At 39.3% G+C, this 21368-nt stretch carries 17 protein-coding genes, 3 pseudogenes and 1 other annotated feature; of the genes and pseudogenes, 4 read left to right on the forward strand and 16 right to left on the reverse strand.

The genetic code is table 11. The features are described from left to right. Window positions 1-34 precede the first annotated feature (34 nt). Both AB1A03_RS15570 and AB1A03_RS15575 read left to right on the forward strand, forming a co-directional pair. A complete protein-coding gene (locus AB1A03_RS15570; protein WP_354625530.1) occupies window positions 35-922 on the forward strand; it encodes a hypothetical protein in 888 nt (295 codons plus the stop codon). Between the two features lie 550 nt (window positions 923-1472). Then, window positions 1473-2681: a DEAD/DEAH box helicase gene (locus AB1A03_RS15575; RefSeq protein WP_354625531.1), complete on the forward strand. Its 1209-nt coding sequence runs from the start codon at window positions 1473-1475 to the stop codon at window positions 2679-2681. 76 nt (window positions 2682-2757) lie between these two features. Here AB1A03_RS15575 and AB1A03_RS15580 read toward each other — a convergent pair whose 3' ends face one another. The 4 genes from AB1A03_RS15580 to AB1A03_RS15595 form a co-directional block, all read right to left on the reverse strand. Beyond that, entirely contained in the window at window positions 2758-3069 is a 312-nt protein-coding gene (locus AB1A03_RS15580) for a hypothetical protein (protein ID WP_354625532.1), read from the reverse strand. Between the two features lie 84 nt (window positions 3070-3153). Next, window positions 3154-3783, reverse strand: a complete 630-nt coding sequence (gene hisIE / locus AB1A03_RS15585) for a bifunctional phosphoribosyl-AMP cyclohydrolase/phosphoribosyl-ATP diphosphatase HisIE (protein WP_354625827.1) — start codon at window positions 3781-3783, stop codon at window positions 3154-3156. Beyond that, window positions 3783-4553, reverse strand: coding sequence for an imidazole glycerol phosphate synthase subunit HisF (hisF, locus tag AB1A03_RS15590; RefSeq protein ID WP_354625533.1), 771 nt, complete (start codon window positions 4551-4553; stop codon window positions 3783-3785). Before hisF ends, hisIE begins: the two co-directional genes overlap by 1 nt. 446 nt (window positions 4554-4999) lie before the next feature. Further along, window positions 5000-6481: a carbohydrate-binding protein gene (locus AB1A03_RS15595; RefSeq protein WP_354625534.1), complete on the reverse strand. Its 1482-nt coding sequence runs from the start codon at window positions 6479-6481 to the stop codon at window positions 5000-5002. Between the two features lie 645 nt (window positions 6482-7126). On the opposite strand from AB1A03_RS15595, the gene AB1A03_RS15600 reads away from it, so the two are divergent. After that, window positions 7127-7912 (forward strand): substrate-binding periplasmic protein, encoded by a 786-nt coding sequence (locus AB1A03_RS15600; protein ID WP_354625535.1) that lies wholly within the window; start codon window positions 7127-7129, stop codon window positions 7910-7912. Window positions 7913-8070: 158 nt separating this feature from the next. Here AB1A03_RS15600 and AB1A03_RS15605 read toward each other — a convergent pair whose 3' ends face one another. From AB1A03_RS15605 to AB1A03_RS15650, 9 genes and pseudogenes are all read right to left on the reverse strand, one after another. Further along, window positions 8071-8259 (reverse strand): hypothetical protein, encoded by a 189-nt coding sequence (locus tag AB1A03_RS15605; RefSeq protein ID WP_354625536.1) that lies wholly within the window; start codon window positions 8257-8259, stop codon window positions 8071-8073. A 326-nt stretch (window positions 8260-8585) separates the two neighbouring features. Then, window positions 8586-9338, reverse strand: coding sequence for a 1-(5-phosphoribosyl)-5-[(5-phosphoribosylamino)methylideneamino]imidazole-4-carboxamide isomerase (hisA, locus tag AB1A03_RS15610; RefSeq protein WP_354625537.1), 753 nt, complete (start codon window positions 9336-9338; stop codon window positions 8586-8588). A gap of 2 nt (window positions 9339-9340) precedes the next feature. Then, window positions 9341-9940, reverse strand: coding sequence for an imidazole glycerol phosphate synthase subunit HisH (gene hisH, locus AB1A03_RS15615; protein ID WP_354625538.1), 600 nt, complete (start codon window positions 9938-9940; stop codon window positions 9341-9343). Further along, entirely contained in the window at window positions 9937-11007 is a 1071-nt protein-coding gene (gene hisB / locus AB1A03_RS15620; protein ID WP_354625539.1) for a bifunctional histidinol-phosphatase/imidazoleglycerol-phosphate dehydratase HisB, read from the reverse strand. Before hisB ends, hisH begins: the two co-directional genes overlap by 4 nt. Window positions 11008-11019: 12 nt before the next feature. Next, window positions 11020-12089, reverse strand: a pseudogene (gene hisC / locus AB1A03_RS17395) (histidinol-phosphate transaminase). Between the two features lie 63 nt (window positions 12090-12152). Then, on the reverse strand, window positions 12153-13454 hold the full coding sequence (gene hisD, locus AB1A03_RS15635) for a histidinol dehydrogenase (RefSeq protein ID WP_354625541.1): 1302 nt from the start codon (window positions 13452-13454) through the stop codon (window positions 12153-12155). Window positions 13455-13459: 5 nt separating this feature from the next. Continuing rightward, a complete protein-coding gene (hisG, locus tag AB1A03_RS15640; RefSeq protein WP_354625542.1) occupies window positions 13460-14356 on the reverse strand; it encodes an ATP phosphoribosyltransferase in 897 nt (298 codons plus the stop codon). A 22-nt stretch (window positions 14357-14378) separates the two neighbouring features. Continuing rightward, window positions 14379-14501, reverse strand: a sequence feature (His leader region). 139 nt (window positions 14502-14640) lie between these two features. Then, a complete protein-coding gene (locus AB1A03_RS15645; protein WP_354625543.1) occupies window positions 14641-14808 on the reverse strand; it encodes a DUF2986 domain-containing protein in 168 nt (55 codons plus the stop codon). A gap of 95 nt (window positions 14809-14903) precedes the next feature. Further along, window positions 14904-15483, reverse strand: a pseudogene (locus AB1A03_RS15650) (thymidine kinase). Between the two features lie 619 nt (window positions 15484-16102). Between AB1A03_RS15650 and AB1A03_RS15655 the strand changes: the two are divergent. Continuing rightward, window positions 16103-17236 (forward strand): annotated as a pseudogene (locus tag AB1A03_RS15655) (sensor domain-containing diguanylate cyclase). A gap of 71 nt (window positions 17237-17307) precedes the next feature. On the opposite strand, the gene pyrC reads toward AB1A03_RS15655, so the two are convergent. The 3 genes from pyrC to pdsR all read right to left on the reverse strand — a co-directional run bounded on the left by pyrC (window position 17308) and on the right by pdsR (window position 21290). Further along, the gene (gene pyrC / locus AB1A03_RS15660) at window positions 17308-18336 is read right to left on the reverse strand and encodes a dihydroorotase (RefSeq protein WP_354625544.1); all 1029 of its coding nucleotides are present in this window, start codon (window positions 18334-18336) and stop codon (window positions 17308-17310) included. A gap of 84 nt (window positions 18337-18420) precedes the next feature. Continuing rightward, entirely contained in the window at window positions 18421-20589 is a 2169-nt protein-coding gene (pdsS, locus tag AB1A03_RS15665; RefSeq protein ID WP_354625545.1) for a proteobacterial dedicated sortase system histidine kinase, read from the reverse strand. Beyond that, a complete protein-coding gene (gene pdsR, locus AB1A03_RS15670; protein WP_354625829.1) occupies window positions 20586-21290 on the reverse strand; it encodes a proteobacterial dedicated sortase system response regulator in 705 nt (234 codons plus the stop codon). The genes pdsS and pdsR overlap by 4 nt, the downstream gene beginning before the upstream one ends. Window positions 21291-21368: the final 78 nt, after the last annotated feature.

Below are 21368 nucleotides of genomic sequence, written 5' to 3' on the forward strand. Positions count from 1 at the left end.
TATTTTATAACAATATTAACTGTAGAGCGTTGTGATGTATCCAAAATCAAAAGCAGATATGAATAACCACTCTCTCGATACTTTATCGAATTTTCCCACCATAATAGGGCTTATTGCCATTACTTTTGCCATTTTTATTAGCTTTGTAATGTGGCAAAAACACCAACTTCTACAAGTGAATAATACATTACAAGAGTATCAAATTAATCTAGTGAATAGGGCCTTTGAAGATTTCCCAACGGCTGCTGGTTATAGTGAAGAGATTGAGCAGATAGGTATAGAAATTGAAGATGACACCAAGTTAATCGATAATAGTAATTCAGCACTTCTACTTACAACAAATAGCGATAGCAATGAAGGTGCTTATCTTGAAAATAATATCGTTGAGATAGGGGCAGCTATCCAATCTGCTTATTCCCATGATGATTCGTTGTTTGATGTTGATAGGTTTGCCAACAAAAATATCGATGTAACAGACGTTACTTATATTTCTTCTCGCGGTGTTATTGGAAATCAAACGGTAACGGGTATTGATATAACGCAATTAGAGTATTTAGGTGAGGTAACGTATCACGATATGGCCTATCTTTTTCTTGATAATGCAGAATTAGTCGCAAGTGGCTTTAGCCGTGTTGATTGGAATGATAATAATGCGGTGTTACTTACCATAAAAAGTCCTGCTGATTTACGCTCCGTATCAATTGCTTCGTTATATTTTAGAGTGAAACCCTTGAGAGATGAAATGGCATCCGTTAATTTAGTGATTAATGGTGAGGATAATATTATTGAATTATCTGGTAATGACGATTGGATTTATATTCGTGCTGATGTTGATTTTCAAGGTGATGTTAAGTTGGAATTGAGACCCGTTGGTATTTCGGATAATAATAAATTAGATTTTGCGGGGATGACATTGTTATAGCTCACTTATTACCCTTCTTTATAATCATTTATAAGATGAAAGGCTAAATGCCTCTTGGTGATATTCACTGTAAAGAGGCATTTAGCAGGTAAGACTATAGACGAACAATGTAGTTGAGTAAGGTGTAGTTATATCTATTCTCGTTTATTAATGATTTACAAACCGTTGGATAAGCATAGCTTAAAAACATCATGTCACTATTCATAATAACCTCCTTAACGATGCCAAGTCAGTTAGCATCAAATAGCATCATGAAATTAACATGCCAATTATGAATCCCTTATAAAACAATCAATTACATTTAATTGTTTTGTGTTGCTAGCTTATTTGCACCAAAAAAATGCTTGATAGCCCTAAATATGTGCAAAAAACGTGATCTTTGTCGTTGTTTTGTGTTAATGTCGGCCTGTTTTATATACAGAAAATTTGTAATTATCTTAATTATGAATAACGTAAGCAGAGTGTAAAGTGTCTTTTAAGCACTTCTCATATTCTTCCTGCTAGAATAGATTCTAACTAATACTTATCCTATCAATAACAGAGATTATTAATGCCATTTAGCCAACTTGGATTAAGCGAACCAATTTTAAAAGCGCTAGCAGAATTACAATATGAGCAGCCTACACCGATTCAATATAAGGCAATTCCTGTTATTTTGTCAGGGAAAAATGTGCTTGCTGCTGCGCAAACGGGAACGGGTAAAACAGCGAGTTTTGTATTACCAATATTAGAAAATATGATAGATGCGCCAGCCGTGCGCCCAAAACGTGTTCGTACTTTGATTTTGACGCCCACGAGAGAACTGGCTATTCAAGTTGAGGCAAATATTGTGCAATACGCTAAATACCTCAATATCACTTCTATGGCGATGTATGGTGGCATTGATGTTGAGCCGCAAAAGGAACGTTTAATTGCAGGTGTGGATATTCTCGTGGCAACACCTGGGCGTTTGCTCGATATGTATACGCGCCGTGCTATTCATTTTGATGAAACGGAAACGCTCGTGATCGATGAAGCCGATAGAATGCTTGATATGGGGTTTATTGCTGATATTAATAAAATCGTAGAACGTTTACCTGAACAAAGACAAAATTTATTATTTTCAGCGACGTTATCTAAACAGGTGCGCTCTCTTGCTCGAACAGCGATTGAAAAAGCGGTTGAAATATCCATTACAGCAAAAAATATTGCTACTGAGCAGGTTGAGCAAAGTTTAATTGCCGTTGATAAAGATGCAAAATCAGCACTGCTAAGTCATTTGATTGTTGACAATAGTTGGCAACAGGCACTGATTTTTATTGAAACCAAACGCGGGGCTGCAAAATTAGTCAGCCAACTTGAAAAGCGTGGAATTGCAGCGGAATCTTTTCATAGTGGGCGTAGTCAGGCTGTTCGTGAGCAGTTATTGGCCGATTTTAAACGCGGGGCGGTTAAGTTTTTAGTAGCGACAGGGATTGCCGCTCGCGGTATTGATATCGAAGATCTTAGCCTTGTTATCAACTATGATTTACCCGATGAAGCGGATGATTATGTACACCGTATTGGTCGAACTGGTCGTGCTGGTGCATTAGGGGAAGCTATCTCTTTTGTTTCTCGTGATGATTTTAGAAACCTCTGTGCTATTGAGAATCGTTTGGGTAAATTTATTGAAAGAAAAGAAGTGGTTGGTTTTGAGCCAAGATTAGAGATACCCGCTTCCGATGTGAGTTACGCACCGAAAAAGGCGCGCCCATCAAGACGTCGCACTGTACAAAAATAGAGGTTGGTTGTAATGTTTAGTAGCGTAATTCTCCTAAACATTACTTTGCAGCTTGAAGCATCATGGAGATATATTTTTAATCAGAAAAGCCATCATGTAAAAAATGGTATTTCTTTTGGTTGAAATCTGTTTCATCACAGTCTAAAAAATCGAGCGCATAACCGTAACTTTCTTCTTTAAAAACAGAAAGTTTCGCTAATTCATATTCATTCATAATGATAGCCATTGCCTCTTGCACGCACTCACTCTCGCCAGGGCCTATTTCAACTTCTGGTGGATCAAAATGGTTGATCATCCACTCTTGAAGCTGTTGTGCACTCATTTTACCGTTCATCGTCTCTTTTAATTGGGTAATTAACTGTGCTTTACTAATTGATAGTTCGCTCATATTCGGGAAACCTGTTATTGCTAATCAATAAAAAAGGTGAACGATTAAGTTCACCTTATGCTTTTAGTCAAATAAATAATGGGATTATTTATTATGGCGTTGCTGCAATTTTGCGGCGATATCAGCTAATGTTAGCCCTTCGTTCTGTAATAAAACCGTTAGGTGGTAGAGTAGATCTGCACTTTCACAGGTTAATTCATCCATATCTTTAGCCATTGCTGCCAATGCAACTTCAACACCTTCTTCGCCGACTTTCTGGGCAATTCGTTTGGTGCCTCGCGCATATAAACTTGCTGTGTAACTACTGTCTGCATCCGCCCCTTTACGTTGTGCAATCACCTGTTCTAGGTCAGCAATAAATGTCAGCGCAGGTTGAGTTTCACCTTTAAAACAACTTTCTGTACCGAGGTGGCAGGTTGGACCAATGGGATCAACCATTGCTAATAGGGTATCGTTATCGCAATCAGTGCTGATTTCCACAACATTTAAAAAGTGGCCAGATTCTTCACCTTTGCACCATAAACGTTGTTTAGTGCGGCTGAAAAAGGTCATTTTGCCACTAGCAAGTGTTGCAGTTAATGCCTCTTGATTAACATAACCAAGCATAAGTACTTTACCGGAAGTGCGATTTTGCACTATGACTGGCATAAGGTTATCTACTTTTGACCAATCAAGTGCGTTTAATTCTGCTTCTTTCATTAATGCTTTGCTCATCATCTAATCTCTACATTTTCTGTTTTAAGGTAAGATTTTAGCTCACCAATATTAATTATCTGTTTATGGAATACACTGGCTGCCAAGGCGCCATCGACATCTGCTTCTTTGAATACTTCTGCAAAATGAACCATTTCGCCTGCGCCCCCTGAAGCGATTAAAGGTACATTGCATATAGCGCGAGCTTGGCTAAGTTGTTTGATATCATAACCACAGCGAACACCGTCTTGATTCATCACGTTGAGTACTATTTCACCTGCCCCGCGTGATTGCACTTCTTTGATCCAATCAAAGGTATTCCATTTTGTGGTTACCGTGGCATCTTCGTTACCTGTAAATTGTTTTACTTGGTGTTGCCCCGTTGTTTCATCGTAATATGAATCAATACCAATGACGATGCATTGCGTGCCAAATTTTTCAGATAAACGATTAATTAAACTGGGGTCTGCGAGAGCTGGGCTGTTGATGGATACTTTATCAGCACCAAACTCTAGAATGCGTCGTGCATCTTCTTCTGTTTTGATTCCACCTGCGACACAGAATGGAATATCAATGACTTCTGCAACACGACTTACCCAACTTTTATCGACCACTCGAACGTCAGAGCTTGCTGTAATATCGTAAAAAACTAACTCATCGGCACCTTCTTCGGCGTAGCGTTTTGCTAATGGTACGATATCACCTACAATTTCATGGTTACGAAATTGGACACCTTTGACGACTTGACCATCTTTAACATCAAGACACGGAATTATGCGTTTTGCTAACATATTGACCTCTTTGGCACTAATCTAATATATATCAAAGTGTTATCCAATATTTTGTTTTTCTGTTTAATGTAAATAGCAATCCTGTTTGCATACAAAATAATTAGTTGTTGGCAATATTATTGCTAAAGTATTTGTTAAGTATCTGCTAAGTATATAATTTTTCATCTTCGCTTTGTAGGTTTTTAAGTTACATTTAATGACTTATTTCTTTTTGCCTATACATGTAACGTTAAGCAGTGAAAAAGGGGGACTGCGTATAGTAGGGGGGAAAGTAAATGATAAAAACAGAGCTTTGCTATGTTTTTATCATTAATTGAATCTCTTATTTGGTTAATTATTCTCTGGTTTATATACCCGAATCCAATCAACCAGCATTGTATTTTTGTCTGGGTCAGCTAAATCAGCGTCTGAAGGACTATTATTTTCAACTAACCAAGTTTGTGACTCTATGTTAATAATAATATCCATTGCCTTAGTAAAACCAAGACCTCCTTGAAAATTAAGGGGGTCAATAGCAGAGATATTATTGGTATCACTTGCCGTTTGTAATGCATTTTGTGAAAATGCGAGATGCTCCCATGTATTTTTACAGCTTGGTATCCATTATCAAATGCCACACCACCGCTTGCATCTAAATATGGTTGTGTATAGCTCCATGTGCCATCCTTTCCTTTCGTCGCAAAGGCGTTATGGTAGACAACACGAACTAATTCGCCGTCGATGTAATATTCAAAGTGTTTTGGTGAAACCCAGTTTACGCCAACTTGTATAAAGTTACGATTACCATTATTCCACGTGTAGTCACCCCAACTGGTTACGCCATTGCGTCCCCACCAACTGTTATGATCTCGTGGTTGATAATCTTGGAAAGGAGAGCGAACAAATGAATGGTGGCTTAAATGTATGAACTGTTCAAAATAGTTAACACCACCATAAGCCTCAATAATATCAATTTCTTGAGTATCATCTGGGCTTAATAACCAAACATCGGAAGCTAATGAAATATTTGCAAGGCTAATGCTTGTTTCTACAAACACAGGGTACAAAACACGGCTATTAGAAGTAATGCAACCGGCATTAATGCCGGGCACATTCATCTTACTGGTACTTGGATTACGTGATGCTCGAATTTCTAATTCATTGCCGTTAACTGCAACGTGATCATATTGCCAGTATGTAGCACCAGGGCCATTCCAAGCATTATGGTAGAAATTATACCATTTATTACCTGGTCCAAAGTTTGATTTAACATTAGTAGCATCAAATTCATAATTAAAGTCATCAGACTGTGCCGTTTGCTCAACCCATTTTTTACCACTTTGAATACGTGCTGGGACGGGGAGCGTTTCCACCGCATTTGCATCTAAACCTTGCGATGCGTAACCTGATTTGGCGATCTCACTTAATTCTCCGCTTACAGGAGACGTTGAAATGTCACTTTTCCAGATAAAATTGAATGATTCTAAATTCCATTGCCAATCGTTACTCCCTAGTGCATAGATACGAATTTTTTGTGGGCCAGGTAATTTAACCGCCGTTGCGGCATTAACAGTAGAAAATGTGTTCCATCCATTAGCAGGAACCGTTGAGGTAGCATAGGAAACCCATGTGCCGTTTTCTAAAACAAGCACTTCTATCCCAGTGTTGTTTGTCATTGCAGTAGCAATATTAAAGCTGACACTGTACATACCAGCTTGATCTACTTCGATATTATAATCAACAAAATCTCCGCTATTTACATAACTGATGGCGGTTTGGTTATTGATTGTATATTTTGTTACTGCCGTAGGTTGTTGGTCGTCAAAAGTTCCTCCTTGTGCTATAAAATTTTCAGCTTCCACTTTTATATTATATGCTGCAGCTGATACTGATACCGACATAGAAAGTGCCAGTGCGACACCCAACGACACTTTATTCTTTAAGTTCATAATATTATCCGTTTATTAATTGATTAGTATTCATTAAAAAATAACAAAATTGCTATCGATAATTGAAGCTTCGAGTTAATTTTAACAAGTATTAATCACTCCTTTTTAAGGCTGTTTCTAATTAAATTAGTCATAGCCACCTTTATTTTCGCAACGCTATCATCACAATGTAATTCAACATAAATACTGATTGGTACTATGAATGCCGAACAATCTGCGTCAATAGTCTTATATATGCTAGACCAATTAGTGGTTTTGGTTTGCTGCCTGTGTGTTTATGTGATGTGGGTGACATCTCTAGTAAGTTAGGTATTATAAGTTTGATTTTTATCACAATTACTGCAGGGGGAATTATTTGCCATAATGGTTTAAGGTGATAACTTAGCTGTTGTTGTATAATTTTTACTATAATCCATTTTAATTGGTTTGCCAGTTTTGGTCGCTAATATTTATTCATCGTAAGCTGTGTCAACATTGAATGAAAATCGTATCTTATTGTTCTGTTTTAATTGTGACTGTTATTAAGGTGGTTATTTGTGGTTGTAAAACATACTGATGAAATTGGGAGCTTATTGCTTTTATTGAAATAGTTGAATTGATAATGATAGTAATTGAAGTTCGATTTTAGAATAGGTGGGCATATAAATGATGAAGATGTTCGTTCTGATATTAATGGTTTTTAGCTTGCCTGTTCCTGCGGTTGAAATGGATAAAAAGAAAATAACCTTGGTTTATGAGGTAATGCCTAATCCACCATTCTATTTAGGTGAAGGGCCTGCAATTGATTGGCAAAAACCTGGTGTCACATTAGAACTATTAAAATTGTTAGAAAATAAATTAAATATACAATTTGAATTTAAGCGTAGGCCTTGGGCTAGAGGCATGAGAGAGGTTAAGGCAAATGTTGTTGATGGAATTTTTCACGCTACTTTTAGCGAAGAACGTTTATTAAGTGGCGTTTATCCAATGAAAAATAGTAAGCTGGACTCTAGTAGAGCAATTGTCCACCAATCCTATTTTCTTTATAAACATAAAGATGCTTCCATACAATGGGATGGTAAAAGTTTCACGAAAATTAATGGCAGTATTGGTGTGGTAAGAGGATATGTCGTTGTTGGTTATCTCAAAGAAATGGGGATTGCCGTAAAAGAAATTAATTCACAGCTAAGCGGATTACGTATGCTAAATGCAGGCCGCATTGTTGGTTTAGCCGATATAGAAACAGTCTCCGATTTTCAGATAAAAACACACCCGAATGAATTCAAAGATATCGTCAAAGTATATCCACCACTCAATCAAATACCCTATTATTTAGTATTTTCTCACAAGTTTGTGCTAGAAAATCCAGACCTAACAGAAGCAATTTGGAATACAATCAAGGAGATAAAAAGTTCACCGCAATATGAGCAAATTGTTGAAAAATATCTTTAATATTATTAATCCATATATGCATGCTAATTCAATATGCAAAGTGAGCAGAAAAGGGGATTTGAGAAAGTATTTTTAGACAATAGTATAAGCAGTACTGCATGCTATTTTCTGTACTGCTTAAATAAAGAGGGGATGACTTTGTAGTAAAGGCAATAACATCATCCCTGTTTGACTTGACGACTGTTTTTACTTGCACTCCCCGGTTTGGTAGTAAATGACGTCGCTATCTGCACATGCGCTGCAATCTGTTGAATACGTTTTCGTTTCACCACTTTTAGTAGTTGCACAAACGGGGAGGTATTCCATTGTGCAGACTTCTGGCCTAGGCGCTTTACACTGGAAAGCATTTGCCGGGACTTCATTCACTGATGAGTGAGATGCGGAGCAAGACCAGAGAAAAAGTAGGGGGGAGAAACACAATATTTTTAAAAAATGATTCATAGGTATTGGCCTTATATTTTTAACTACGAATGCCATACAAAAGCGTAAACATTCTGCTATCTACATTAAAGCACTAAAGTGCAAAGATAGACAAAAAATTAATTATTACCTGCAATGTATTGGTTATCGTGGTGGTTTAATAGGTGATTGATAATAATCAAGCGTTCGTCAGTAATCGCTTGATTATTATTTGTATCGGTATTAATTAGCGGTGAAAGTATTACAGTAAATGTTATTGTTTATTCTGCATAGCTTGTTGCCAACACGCAATTGCTTCAACAACATTGAACTTTCCTTCCAGTAGCGCGCGACCTACAATCATCCCTGTCGCACCCGAGCGGGCTACGGCAGCGATGTCATCTAATGAGCCGATACCACCCGATGCTTGCCATGCTACTTGAGGATAGGCTGCACTTAACTCAGTATATAGGTCAACGTTTGATCCCGTTAATGTACCATCTTTAGAAATGTCGGTGCAGAGTACATGTTTAAGGCCTACGGCTAAATAGGTTTCAAGCAGAGATTCAATGGTTTGACCACTCGCTTCTTGCCAACCAGATACGGCAACAATCTTATTACCATCGCCATCAATGTTGATATCAAGCGCTAATACGATATGCTCGGCACCATATTTTTTCATCCAACCTGCGACCATTTCAGGCTCTTTAACCGCCGTAGAACCGATTACCACACGTTGAGCGCCTGCATCGAGTAGGTCTTTGACATCTTGCTCTGTACGCACACCACCGCCAATTTGAATTTTTGCCGGTGTATTTTTAATTAAACTGGCAATGACCTCTAATTGACGCTTACTGGTATCTTTAGCACCATCTAAATCCACTAAGTGTAACCAGTCGGCGCCTTGCTCATTGTAAATGGTAAATTGACTTTGAGGATCGTCGCTGTAAACGGTTTTTTGTGCGTAATCGCCTTGATATAAACGAACTACTTTACCATCAATTAAATCTAATGCGGGGATAATCATTATTAAAGCTCCAAAAAGTTTTTCAGCAGTTGGGCACCAGCTTTACCTGAACGTTCCGGATGGAATTGTACCCCATAAAAATTGTCTTTATTTACCGCTGCGGTAAATGGCACGCCATATTCGCAGCTAGCAATGGTATCTTCTGTTACGGGAAGCGCATAGCTGTGCACAAAATAGAAATATGTACCCGCTGGAATATCCTTAAATAAGGGATCACCCGCTTTAGGGGTTACTTGATTCCAGCCCATGTGAGGTGAGCGTAGTGGTGCAACCTCCATTTTTGCGACAGTACCTGCGACAATGCCTAAGGTTTTCACTTTGCTCTGTTCGCCAAAGCCCTCTTCAGAAGCTTCTGCTAACATTTGCATACCTAGACAGATACCTAATACGGGTTGTGTCAGGTTTTTAATTTGTTCGACTAAATCACGGTCGATAAGGTTCGCCATTGCTTCTTTGGCAGTGCCAACTCCGGGTAGAAATAGTTTGTCAGCTTGCTGCAAAATTGCGGGCTCTTTGCTGACGGTCACTTCATAACCTAAACGTTCGATGGCAAATTTAACCGAAGATAAATTTGCACAGCCTGTATCAATAATTACGATCATAAAACACCTTTGCTCGAGGGTAAGTCTGTGCCGACGATTTGGATACTTTGACGTAGTGTGCGCCCAAAGGTTTTAAATAAACCTTCGACCATGTGATGAGCGTTACCATTTTCTACTTCAAGGTGCAGTGTTGCACCCATCGCTTGAGCGAGAGAATAGAAAAAGTGCTCAACCATTTCCGTTGACATGGTGCCGACTAATTCACGCGGAAAGTTCGCTTTAAACTTCAGGTACGGGCGGCCTGATAAATCTAATGTACAACTCGCTTTCGTTTCATCCATAGGTAGAACAAAGCCAAAACGGCCAATACCGCGTTTATCACCAAGCGCCTTGTTTAATGCTTCACCGAGTGCCAGTGCGGTATCTTCGACACTGTGGTGATCATCAATATGCAAATCACCTTTGACACTGACATTCATTTGGAAACCACCATGTGTGGCAATTTGATCTAACATATGATCAAAAAATCCCATGCCAGTATCGATCTGGTTCTCACCCGTGTTATCTAAGTCGACAGTAACCGTAATATCGGTTTCTTTGGTTTTGCGGGTTACGGAGGCAACACGGCCACGGCTAGTGAGTTGTTTAACGATTTGTTTCCAACCAAGGGTCTCTTTATTATACAAAATACCCGTTAAGCCCATATTTTCAGCTAAACCGATATCTGTGTGACGATCGCCAATCACATAGGAGTTAGCAAAATCGATACGACCTGATTTTAGGTATTCGCTAACCATGCCTAAATGTGGCTTACGACAGCTACAGTTGTCTTCAGGAAAATGGGGGCAAAGTAGGGTGGATTCAAATTTAACGCCCTGAGATGCAAATATTTCCATCATTTTATTTTGTGGAATATCAAAATCTTGTTGTGGGTAGCTAGCCGTGCCTAAACCATCTTGGTTAGAGACTATCACTAAAATGAAGCCTGCATTTTGTAGCGTTAATAAACTTGGAATAACATCGGCTTCAAATTTTAATTTTTCTAAACTATCCACTTGCTTATCGGTAATGGGCTCATCGATTAAGGTACCGTCACGGTCGATGAATAGAAATTTTTGTTTGCTCATGGTTTGTGTTCCCTACAGCGATTTTAAGGTCGTTAATGTGGCTTCCATCTCAGCTTGGTTGCCGATAGTAATACGTATACAGTTTTCAAGGCGCTTTTTGGTCGCAAAGTCGCGCATGATAATGCCATTATTGGCAAAGGCTGCGAAGACTTTTGCCGAATCTTTAAAGCGTACTAAAACAAAGTTACCCGTGGCAGGGAAAACTTCTGTAACACAATCAAGTTCGTTTAGGGCTTGCTGTAATAGTTGGCGATTGTTGTTGAGGATCGCAACGCGTTCAAGCATCACCGCGAGTCCCTTTTCTGATAGCGCTTGTGTGGCAATTTGTGCAATAGGCTCAGGCATCGGGTAAGGAGCTATAACCTTGGATAACATTGCGATAACAGGGGCTTGGGCAATTGTGAAGCCACAACGAATGGCTGCTAACGCAAAAGCCTTCGATAGTGTCCGTGTTAACACTAAATTTTCATGTTGCGCAATTAAGTCAACTTGGCTTCGCTCTGGGCAAAATTCGATATAAGCTTCATCGGCAACAATCAGCGCTTTACCTGCGGTTGCTTGTAACAGATGAACTAGTTTCTCCCTATCAAGCATATTGCCCGTTGGGTTATTCGGAGCACATAAAAAAACGATTTTAACTTGGCTATCGCTTTTATTGACGGCCTGTTCACGGCAAAATAATCGACATCGAATTGTGCATCAAGCGCCACTTCTTCAATGGCTACTCCGCAGGTTTCTGCGCTGATAGCATACATGCCATAGGTGGGAGGGCAAATTAAAATACTATCGATACCCGGTTCACAAAAAGTGCGGATCAAAATTTCAATGCTTTCATCGGCACCACGAGTTGTTAGCAATTGCTCGTTATTAACGCCTGCGTAACTCGCGTAGGCATTAATTAATGCGGGAGGTTGAAATTCAGGGTAACGATTTAATTTGCTTGAATCTAATTGATATTCACTGCAGTCAGGTGCTTCATTCGCATTTAACCAGATATGGCCTTTTCCGCCGATACGACGCGCAGAAAGATAAGGGGTTAATGCTTGTACCGTTTTACGGGCGAGGTGTTGTGTGTTGCTCATCTCTTGGATCTTCCCTAGCTATATATAATGGCGAGACGCGAACGCCTCGCTTGCCCATTGCTGCTAATTATTAAGTTTGTCGATACGAATTGTTACTGCTCGAGCGTGTGCCGTTAAGCCTTCCGATTCAGCAAGGCAAGTGACGGCTGGCGCTAAGCGACGTAGTCCATCCATGGTTAATTCTTGCACAGTGTAGCGTTTTACAAAATCTGCTAGCCCTAAGCTTGAATAGGTACGGGTATAGCCATAGGTTGGTAACACATGGTTAGTGCCGCTGGCATAATCGCCTACCGACTCTGGGGTCCATGCACCTAAGAAAATTGAACCAGCATTACGTAATTTAGGTTGTAACAGACGTGGATTTTGCGTCTGTACAATCAAGTGTTCTGGTGCATAACTGTTAGATATTTCTGCTGCTTGCTCAATATCTTCGCAGACAATGCTGACACTGTGGGCAATGGCTTTGGCGGCAATTTCACTTCGAGATAGCAGTGTTAGTTGCTTGTCGATTTCGATACCAGTCAGCTCCGCAATTTTTGCGCAAGGGGTGACTAAAATGGTTTGTGAATCGTGACCGTGTTCAGCTTGTGATAGTAAATCGGCTGCGATAAAAGCAGGATCAGCGTGTTCATCTGCAATCACTAACACTTCCGATGGCCCCGCAGGCATATCAATCGCAGCTCCAGCAAAATCATTGCTGACTTGGCGCTTTGCTTCGGTTACAAAGGAGTTACCTGGGCCAAAAATTTTGTCGACAGCGGCAATGCTTTGTGTGCCATAGGCCAGTGCGGCAACCGCTTGTGCACCACCAATGGTGTAGATTTCATTAACGCCACATAGCGATGCAGCATATAAAATTTCATCTGCAATGGGCGGTGGTGAACACAGCACGATCCGCGAACAACCTGCAATTTGCGCAGGCGCACCCGTCATGATAACCGTTGACGGTAGTGGAGCACTACCACCTGGAATATACAGACCAACGGACTCTATCGCCTGAGTATGCATTTCACAAACAACACCGGGCATTGTCTCAACACGGATAACGTCTTGCAGTTGTGCCTGATGAAATTTAACAACTTGCTGATAAGCGGTGTCAATGGCACTTTTTATATCATCACCTAAACGTCCACAAGCTTGTTCAATATCACTGTTTGTGATGGTGAAGTTATCGCCAGTTAATTTGTCGAAACGTTTTGTATAATCAAGCAGAGCTTGATCGCCATTGGCTCGTACAGATGTGATGATCTCAGTAACGGTATTGGTTAGCGATGAAGAGTCTGCCATTGCTGGACGAGCAAGCAGCTGTTTTTGCTCGTCATTTGATAAACTTGTCCAATTGACTGTTTGCATTGCAGTTTTCATTGCAATTACTCCATCATTTTTTCAATAGGCAAGACTAAGATAGAGCTTGCACCGAGTGCTTTTAATTGCTCCATTGTTTCCCAAAAAAGATTTTCTTTGCTTACCACATGCAGTGCAACATGATCGCTGCTACCCGCTAAATCCATCACGGTAGGTAGGTCCGAACCAGGCAGTAGGTCGGTGATTGCTGCAAGATTAACTTTGGGTGCATTGAGCATGATGTATTTAGATTCTTTTGCTGTTTGCACACCATCAATACGTACTAAAAGGCGGTTTAGTAGTTCTTGTTTAGCGGCTGCTAAAGGCTCTGCGCGTTGGATTAAGACAGCCGTGGAGCGGTAGATCACTTCCACTTCTTTTAAACCGTTCGCTTCTAACGTTGCGCCCGTTGAAACAAGATCACAGATCGCATCAGCAAGCCCGGCGCGTGGTGCAACTTCCACTGAACCTGTTAACATACAAGAGGTATAAGGAACATTGGCTTCATTCATGAAACGTTTTAGTATATGTACATAGCTGGTTGCAATACGTAGATTGGCAAGTGATTGTACACCTTGATAATCAAAATCATGGTCAACGGCAAGCGAGAAACGGCAGCCACCAAAGGAAAGCTCTTTAATGACTTTATGGCCAGTGGGTTCATTAGCAACTGTACGCATCATATACTCTTCTTCGAGTACATTTTGCCCGATAAAACCAAGGTCAACAACACCATCCATAATTAAACCCGGGATATCGTCATCGCGTACACGTAAAATATCAATCGGCATATTTTCACTGTGTGCAATTAAACGTTGGGTGTTTAAATTAACTTTAATACCACATGCTTTTAGTAGTTTTACCGTATCATCACTTAAACGGCCTTTCTTCTGTATTGCGATTCTTAAACGTTGCTCTGACATAGTCATTTTCCTTGCCTTATAAACTAAAAAACCCTCGGGAGGTTGGCCTTCCGGGGGTTTATTTTGTTGGTAACCACTGGAAGCACAAAAACTCTTCCAAGAATAAAAAATCCTGAAAGATTAGGTGATATGATGGTGGTGTTGTACTTTCAGAATGGCTAATTTCATGGTTACATAAATCTCAAATAATTTAATTGCGGGTAGAATATCAATGTCGTTAATAAAAGTGAACTATTTTTTTATTCAAAAAGGGGAAATAATGTTTTTTTATGCAACTTTATTGCTTATTCACTCAAGCCGTTTCCATTTTCCTGTTCTTCATTCTGTAATGCTTCGAGCTTTGCGCGTTCTGCTTTAGAGATATATTTGGGTTTGTTACTTGGATTTTTTTTTGCATTCATTTTTTTGATGCGTTTATCGAGAATTTTGTTTAATTTTTTCTTTCTATTCATTTTTGTTTCCTGACGAAATTCGCCTACTATATTTATTGTTTGCTATTGTAGCTGTCCATAAAATAAACACAAGCTCGTACTATTGTTATATACGTTTAATCCCACAGTACCGCTCGAAAATGTTTTCTACAGACCGATTGGTAACTTTCATTGCCACCAATTTCGACTTGTTGCCCCTCTTTGATTGGGTTGCCATCTTGATCATGGCGCAGCACCATATTTGCTTTGCGGCCACAATGACAGATAGTTTTAAGCTCAACAAGTTTATCCGCCCAAGCAAGCAGATACTGACTACCGCTAAAGAGTTCTCCCTGAAAGTCGGTTTTTATACCGTAGCATAAAACGGGAATATCGAGGTTATCTACAACATGGGTTAATTGTTTGACTTGTTCTTTGCTTAAGAACTCGGGCTTCATCAATTAAGATACAGTGTTGTTGCTGCTGTTGATGTACCGCTTCGATTATTGTTGCCAAATTATCATTGCAGGAAAAAATAGCAGCATCTGTTTCGATGCCTATGCGAGATGCAACTTTACCAACACCTGCACGGTTATCAATGGAGGCTGTTAGTACGAATGTATTCATACCACGTTCGCGATAATTATAAGAGGACTGTAGCAGAGAGGTTGATTTGCCAGCATTCATTGATGAATAGTAAAAATAAAGTTGAGCCAACGTGCGATCCTTAATATCTAGTGCAATATTTTGTTTTCATGGTGAGATGGTAATCGGTCGTATTTTAGATTACAAGGAAATAACATTATGCGCTAAAGATGAAAAATGAGGAACGTAATTTGTGATCCCCTAAAAAGCAAGGGTGAGGTAATGTTCTATACTTTTAAAAAACTGCGAATTGGGACAATAGCAGCGGATATAGGAATGTAATAGGGAATTACGGATGCTCAACAAGTTTTTTTATTTACCCATGATAATCACTATTATTTTGACCTTGATAGGTTATCGTACTTTTGTTAATCAAGTAGAGCGCATAAAACAATCTGAATATGAAAATATCATTGTTCGTCATAACTTACTTAATCAATATATTCATTTAATATCAGCAACGAACAGTAAGCTTAGCCAATCAATGGTTAATGCCTATGCGCTTGTTGCTGAAGACCATTATAATATTCATCTTTTCGATGTTCTTTCATACCTTAAATCTTTTAATATGTATGGTATATCAGATTATTCGCCTTCTCAGTTTGCACAACAGCTTTCAGGCACTTTAGTGGTTAGTGCTAAATCAAATATTGAAAATACAGTTTTACATGACGAAGTAACAGCCATTAGTATGATTGATGATGAGCTTACTCTATTAACGGGCGAAAGCGGATTGATTGAGCGCGTATATTATACTTCGCTACAGGGGCTTATTTATTTGACACCTAAAGTGTTATTGGAAAATTGGTATTTTTTTCCTGAATTTTATCAGAAAAAATTTTGGCAAGAAGTGATTCCTGCTGCGAATCCATTGGCTGAGCAGGTTTTTACACCCGTTTACGAAGATAGCTATAGCCCTGAAATAATGTTAACTATATCAAGCCCCATTATCATTAATGGACATTTTATAGGGGCTTTGTCTACCGATATTAAACTTGATTATATGGCTTTTTTACTTGAACTTGAGGAGACGGTTGGCGTCTCATTTTTGGTTAATGAAAATAAGCAGCTTATCACGACTAATGAAGCTATCGCTTTTATGGATAGTATTCCAAAGCTAACTAATCAAACAACCTGGTCATCACTGGATGGCGGTGAACTCTATAGCGCCCCTTTAATCGATGAACAGCTTTATATGTTGCACTATATCAATGATCAGGATGTTCAGCTGCAGGCTATCAGTGCGTCACTTGTTATCTGGTTAATGTTATTTGTGGTTTTAATTCTGAGCTTCTTCAGTGTTTTTGCCTTTAATGTTAAATTAAAAAACAGTGCGTTAATGATTATTGACCCGCTAACCAAACTGTACAATCGCCATGGCTTTTTTACGATATTAAAACCCATCTATTCGGGGTTATTACGCAGCCCAGTAGAATTTGCTTTAATTATGGTTGATATTGATGATTTGCAAGGATTTAACGACCAATATGGGCATCTTGCCGGTGATTAAATTATCCTCTCAATTGCCAAGCAAATTATTAAAACTAACCGAAAGTCATCAATCTGCTGTCGTTGGCGAGGTGGCGAATTTTTGATTTTTTGCCAGTGGATAAGTGCTGAAGCCGCTGAAACGTTAGCGCGACGAATCAATAGTGTGGTTGCTAAGAAACGGAAGGGAAATATGTTACATATTACGGTCAGTGTTGGAGTGTATGTTACCCGTGCGACGGATGATTTAGAGGCAATTATTAAGTTGACTGAAAATGCTTTATTTCAAGCAAAAGAGCGAGGAAAAAATCAAGTTTACGTTTCTAATGCACTATGATTTTACCGTGATTGTATTGATAACAAGTGTAAAATGGTAACCCGACAGGATCACCATTTTAGCTCTTTAGGTTAGAGAACTTTCCAAAGTAATTGCTCACCAGCTCGGATTGGTACCACTTGATTATGACCAAATTCTAAGGTTGCAGGCACATCCCAGCTGCTTTTTTCTAAGGTAATGGTGTCGCTATTACGTGGTAGATTATAAAAATCTGGGCCATTAAAACTAGCAAAAGCTTCTAATTTATCAAGCGCATTCGCTTCCTCAAACACTTCTGCATACAATTCTATTGCCGCATGTGCAGTATAAGAGCCTGCACAACCACAACTGGACTCTTTTTTATCAATCGCATGTGGTGCCGAATCTGTACCTAAAAAGAATTTTTTTGAACCACTCGTGGCGGCTTTAATTAATGCTTGCTGGTGCGTGTTTCTTTTTAAAATAGGTAAACAGTAGAAATGCGGACGAATGCCTCCCACTAACATATTGTTACGGTTAAACATTAAATGATGTGCAGTGATTGTGGCAGCAACGTTGTCACTAGCATTGTTGACAAATTCAACGGCATTGGCCGTCGTTATATGTTCAACAACTATTTTTAAATTAGGATAATCGGCAACCAGAGGCGCAAGAACGGTCTTTAAAAAGAGTTCTTCACGGTCAAAAATATCAATATCGTGTGATGTAACTTCACCATGTACTAACAGTGGCATACCCACTTCTTGCATCGCTTCTAGTGCTGCGCCAATATTTTGTGTCGAGGTAACACCTGAATCTGAGTTAGTTGTCGCGCCAGCTGGATATAATTTGGCGGCGTATACGTAGCCTGATGCTTTTGCTTTTTTTATTTCATCAGCGCTCGTGTTGTCTGTTAAATAGAGCGTCATCAAAGGGGTAAAGCTATTTTTTGGTTGGCAAGCTAAAATACGTTGTTGGTATGCAAGTGCCGATGTTGTATCGATAACCGGAGGAACGAGGTTTGGCATAATTATCGCACGGCCCATGTAACGGCTTGTATCACGTAGCGTATCATTTAGCACATCCCCATCACGTAAATGTACATGCCAGTCATCTGGGCGGGTTATTGTTAATCTATTCATTTTTGTTATTCTCCATTGATTTATCACTATTTTACAAACTTCGTAAGGTATTGCATACCTATTTGCATTTAAATAATTGACCCGTTAATTATGTTTGATCAGTGGAAAAGTAACTAAGACTTGTACTCCGGACTTATCGCTACGGTTTTGAATCTGAATTTGCCCTTGATGAAATTCACAGATTATCTTGGCAATAAAGAGCCCTAAACCTAAATGTGTTTGCTGTTGATGACTCTGTTTTCGTATTGAAACCATCGAATTGAGTAATTGATCGCTCATATTCTCCGGTAAGAGGGGGCCTGCATTGCTTATTTCAATGAGTGCATTACTGGTTTGTTGTTTGAGTAATATTTTAATGGGATTTTGTGCTTCGCTAAATTCTAAGGCATTACCGATCAATTTATCGAGTAATTGAACGATCAAGTCTGGATCTGCGCAAACGTATAAGGGTTTATCGGTAATTTCTAATTGAAAATGATAATTAGGGTAGGTCATTTGATAACCTTGCCCGCAATTATCAAGTAATTCATTAATAGAAAATGAAATTTTTTCACACGCTTGAAGGCTCTGTTCAATGCGTGTTGCTTCGCTCATGCTGGTTAATATTTTGTTAAGACGATTAATACCTTTTTCGGCTCTTTCTATGTACTTCTTATTTTCACTATTTTGCGGTAATAACGTTAAATTCTCTAGTGATGATCGGACTACGGCAACGGGTGTTCGGAGTTCATGGGATAAACGCGATGCAAGATTTTCAAGATAGAAATGGTATTGTCGTAAACGATTAACCATATCAAATAGTCCTCGCGATAGGTGACCAATCTCATCTTTTGATTTTGATGCGCTAAATAGGGTTAAAATACGCCCCTGTGAATCAATGGCGTTATCCGCTTGATCGCGTAATTTTCGAATACGAGAAGCAATATTAGAGGCAAATAAAAATTGTGCTAATGTCGCGCTAAAAATAATCAGCAAAATGACGTTAAATATTTTTTCCAACGCTTTATTACGCAGTGTTTTTATGCCATTGGTGGTCTCTTGTGCGATCACCATCCCCATTATTTTATTGCCGACCATGATTGGGCTGGCTGCAGATAAAATCATTGCTTTACCATCACTGCTTAAGGACCAATCGGAGTGTGATTTGCCTAGTAATGCTTGTCTGATAAATTCACTGTTAAGCTGTGTTGATTCCTTTAGGTCATCGTTAAAATCATTTGTCGGTGGTGCGAGAATCAGTGAGTAAATAGGGCTCAGCACTTTCTTCTTAATGACCTCTAAGTAATCATTGCTTTGTTGCTGTAGTGCATCACTTGGCCATGCGCCATCCGCTTGCAAAATATCCCCTGCTTTTGCGATAACACGTTGGTGACGATCCAGCACAAAAATGCGTGATTGTGTATGACTCATCCCCTTGATTATTTGCTCTATTTCAGGTGAGGGGATTAAGACTGTGCCGAGCTGCTCTTTGTTGTGGATGTTGGAGGTGGAGATAATCGTATTAATCTGCTGAGGAGCGCTATTGGTAACCGTATAAAGTGCAAATCCTAACTTATTACCCAGCATTTCAAGTGGTAAGCGAAATTCAATATTGTAACCCGACTCACTCTCTTGCCAATAGCCTTGAATGTGTTTTTCCCGTTGCAATTGATTCATTTCATCCCCTGTATTGGGTTTTAAATAGGCATTGATCCAAATCTTTTTAAGGGCTGAAATAACATAGTGTTGTAGCTCCCCCTGTGGTGAAGTAAGGGCAATGATAAGATGGTCGCTGCTATTGATGGTGCGTGCATTGTTGTTTTGATAAACGGGATAAAGGTTAGTCACTTGCAAATAGCCGTATAAATAACCTTGTCGTTTACCGACCATATGGCGAAAAGAGGTTGGGTTATTGTTATTATCAACGGACTGATAACGGGTATATTGTTCCCCATAGTGCAAACTTTCAGATATATATTCTTGCCAATTGTCGAGTTCGCCATCGAGTTTTATTTTCTTTTTCAGTTCATAGACATAAAGATCTTTACCTGTTTCTATGTGTGGTAAAAAAGTGGCATCTTCGTTAAAGAGATTTGGTCTTTCGTGAAGTGTCATCGCAATTGCACGGCTAGTGCCGATCAGCGTTTGTTCTTGACCTAGCCGTAAAAATTTATCCATTTCTAAGACATATTGATAGGCAAACCAAGGTAATATCAATAAAAAGCTTGATAAGATAATAACTTTACTACGCAGGCCGAAGGTAAATTTTTTCAAGAAGCTCTGTCCTGAGTGATATCCCAACGGTAGCCCATGCCATAAATAGCGGTTATTTCATTAAATGTCGCATCGAGGTGAATAAATTTTTTACGGATGCGTTTAATGTGTGAGGTGATGGTGTTGTCATCTACGACCATATTGGCATCCTGCATTAATTGCTGGCGATTGCGTACTGTACCAGAGCGGTTAGCTAATGCATAAATAATCCAAAATTCGGTTACGGTAAAATCTAAGGGCTGTTTTGCCCAGTAAATTTGCATGCGATCGCTATCGATGGTTAATTTTCCCCGTGTTAAAATTGTCTGTTGTTGATTGGGTTTTTGCATCACTTCAATGCGTCTAAACAGGGCACTAATTCGTACCATTAAATGTTCAAGGCCAATATCTTTACTGAGGTAATCATCAGCGCCCAAACGCAAGCCAGAAATACTATCAAAATCATTATCTCGTGCCGTTAAGAAAATAATAGGCAATGTTGTAGATAGTGTTCGTAAAGCTTGGCAGAGTAGAAAACCGCCATCATATTCATCGCCTAAGCCGACATCTATAATAGCCAGATCGGGTAAACGAATCTGAAAAGCTTGCATGGCTTCGAGTCTTCCTTCATAACAGTCAACTTGATAGCCGTGTCTATTCATTAAATCAGCGTAATTGTCTCTGATGTTTTTTTCATCTTCAATAATGGCGATACGTTTCATGCAAATATACTTCTCTGTTTCTGGATAAACAGCCCCTAGTATACGCAAAAATAAAAAGGTAAATAGGGGGAAACTCAT

The sequence above is a fragment of the Psychromonas sp. MME2 genome (assembly GCF_040566515.1).
In the GTDB taxonomy this organism is placed as follows: Bacteria; Pseudomonadota; Gammaproteobacteria; order Enterobacterales; family Psychromonadaceae; genus Psychromonas.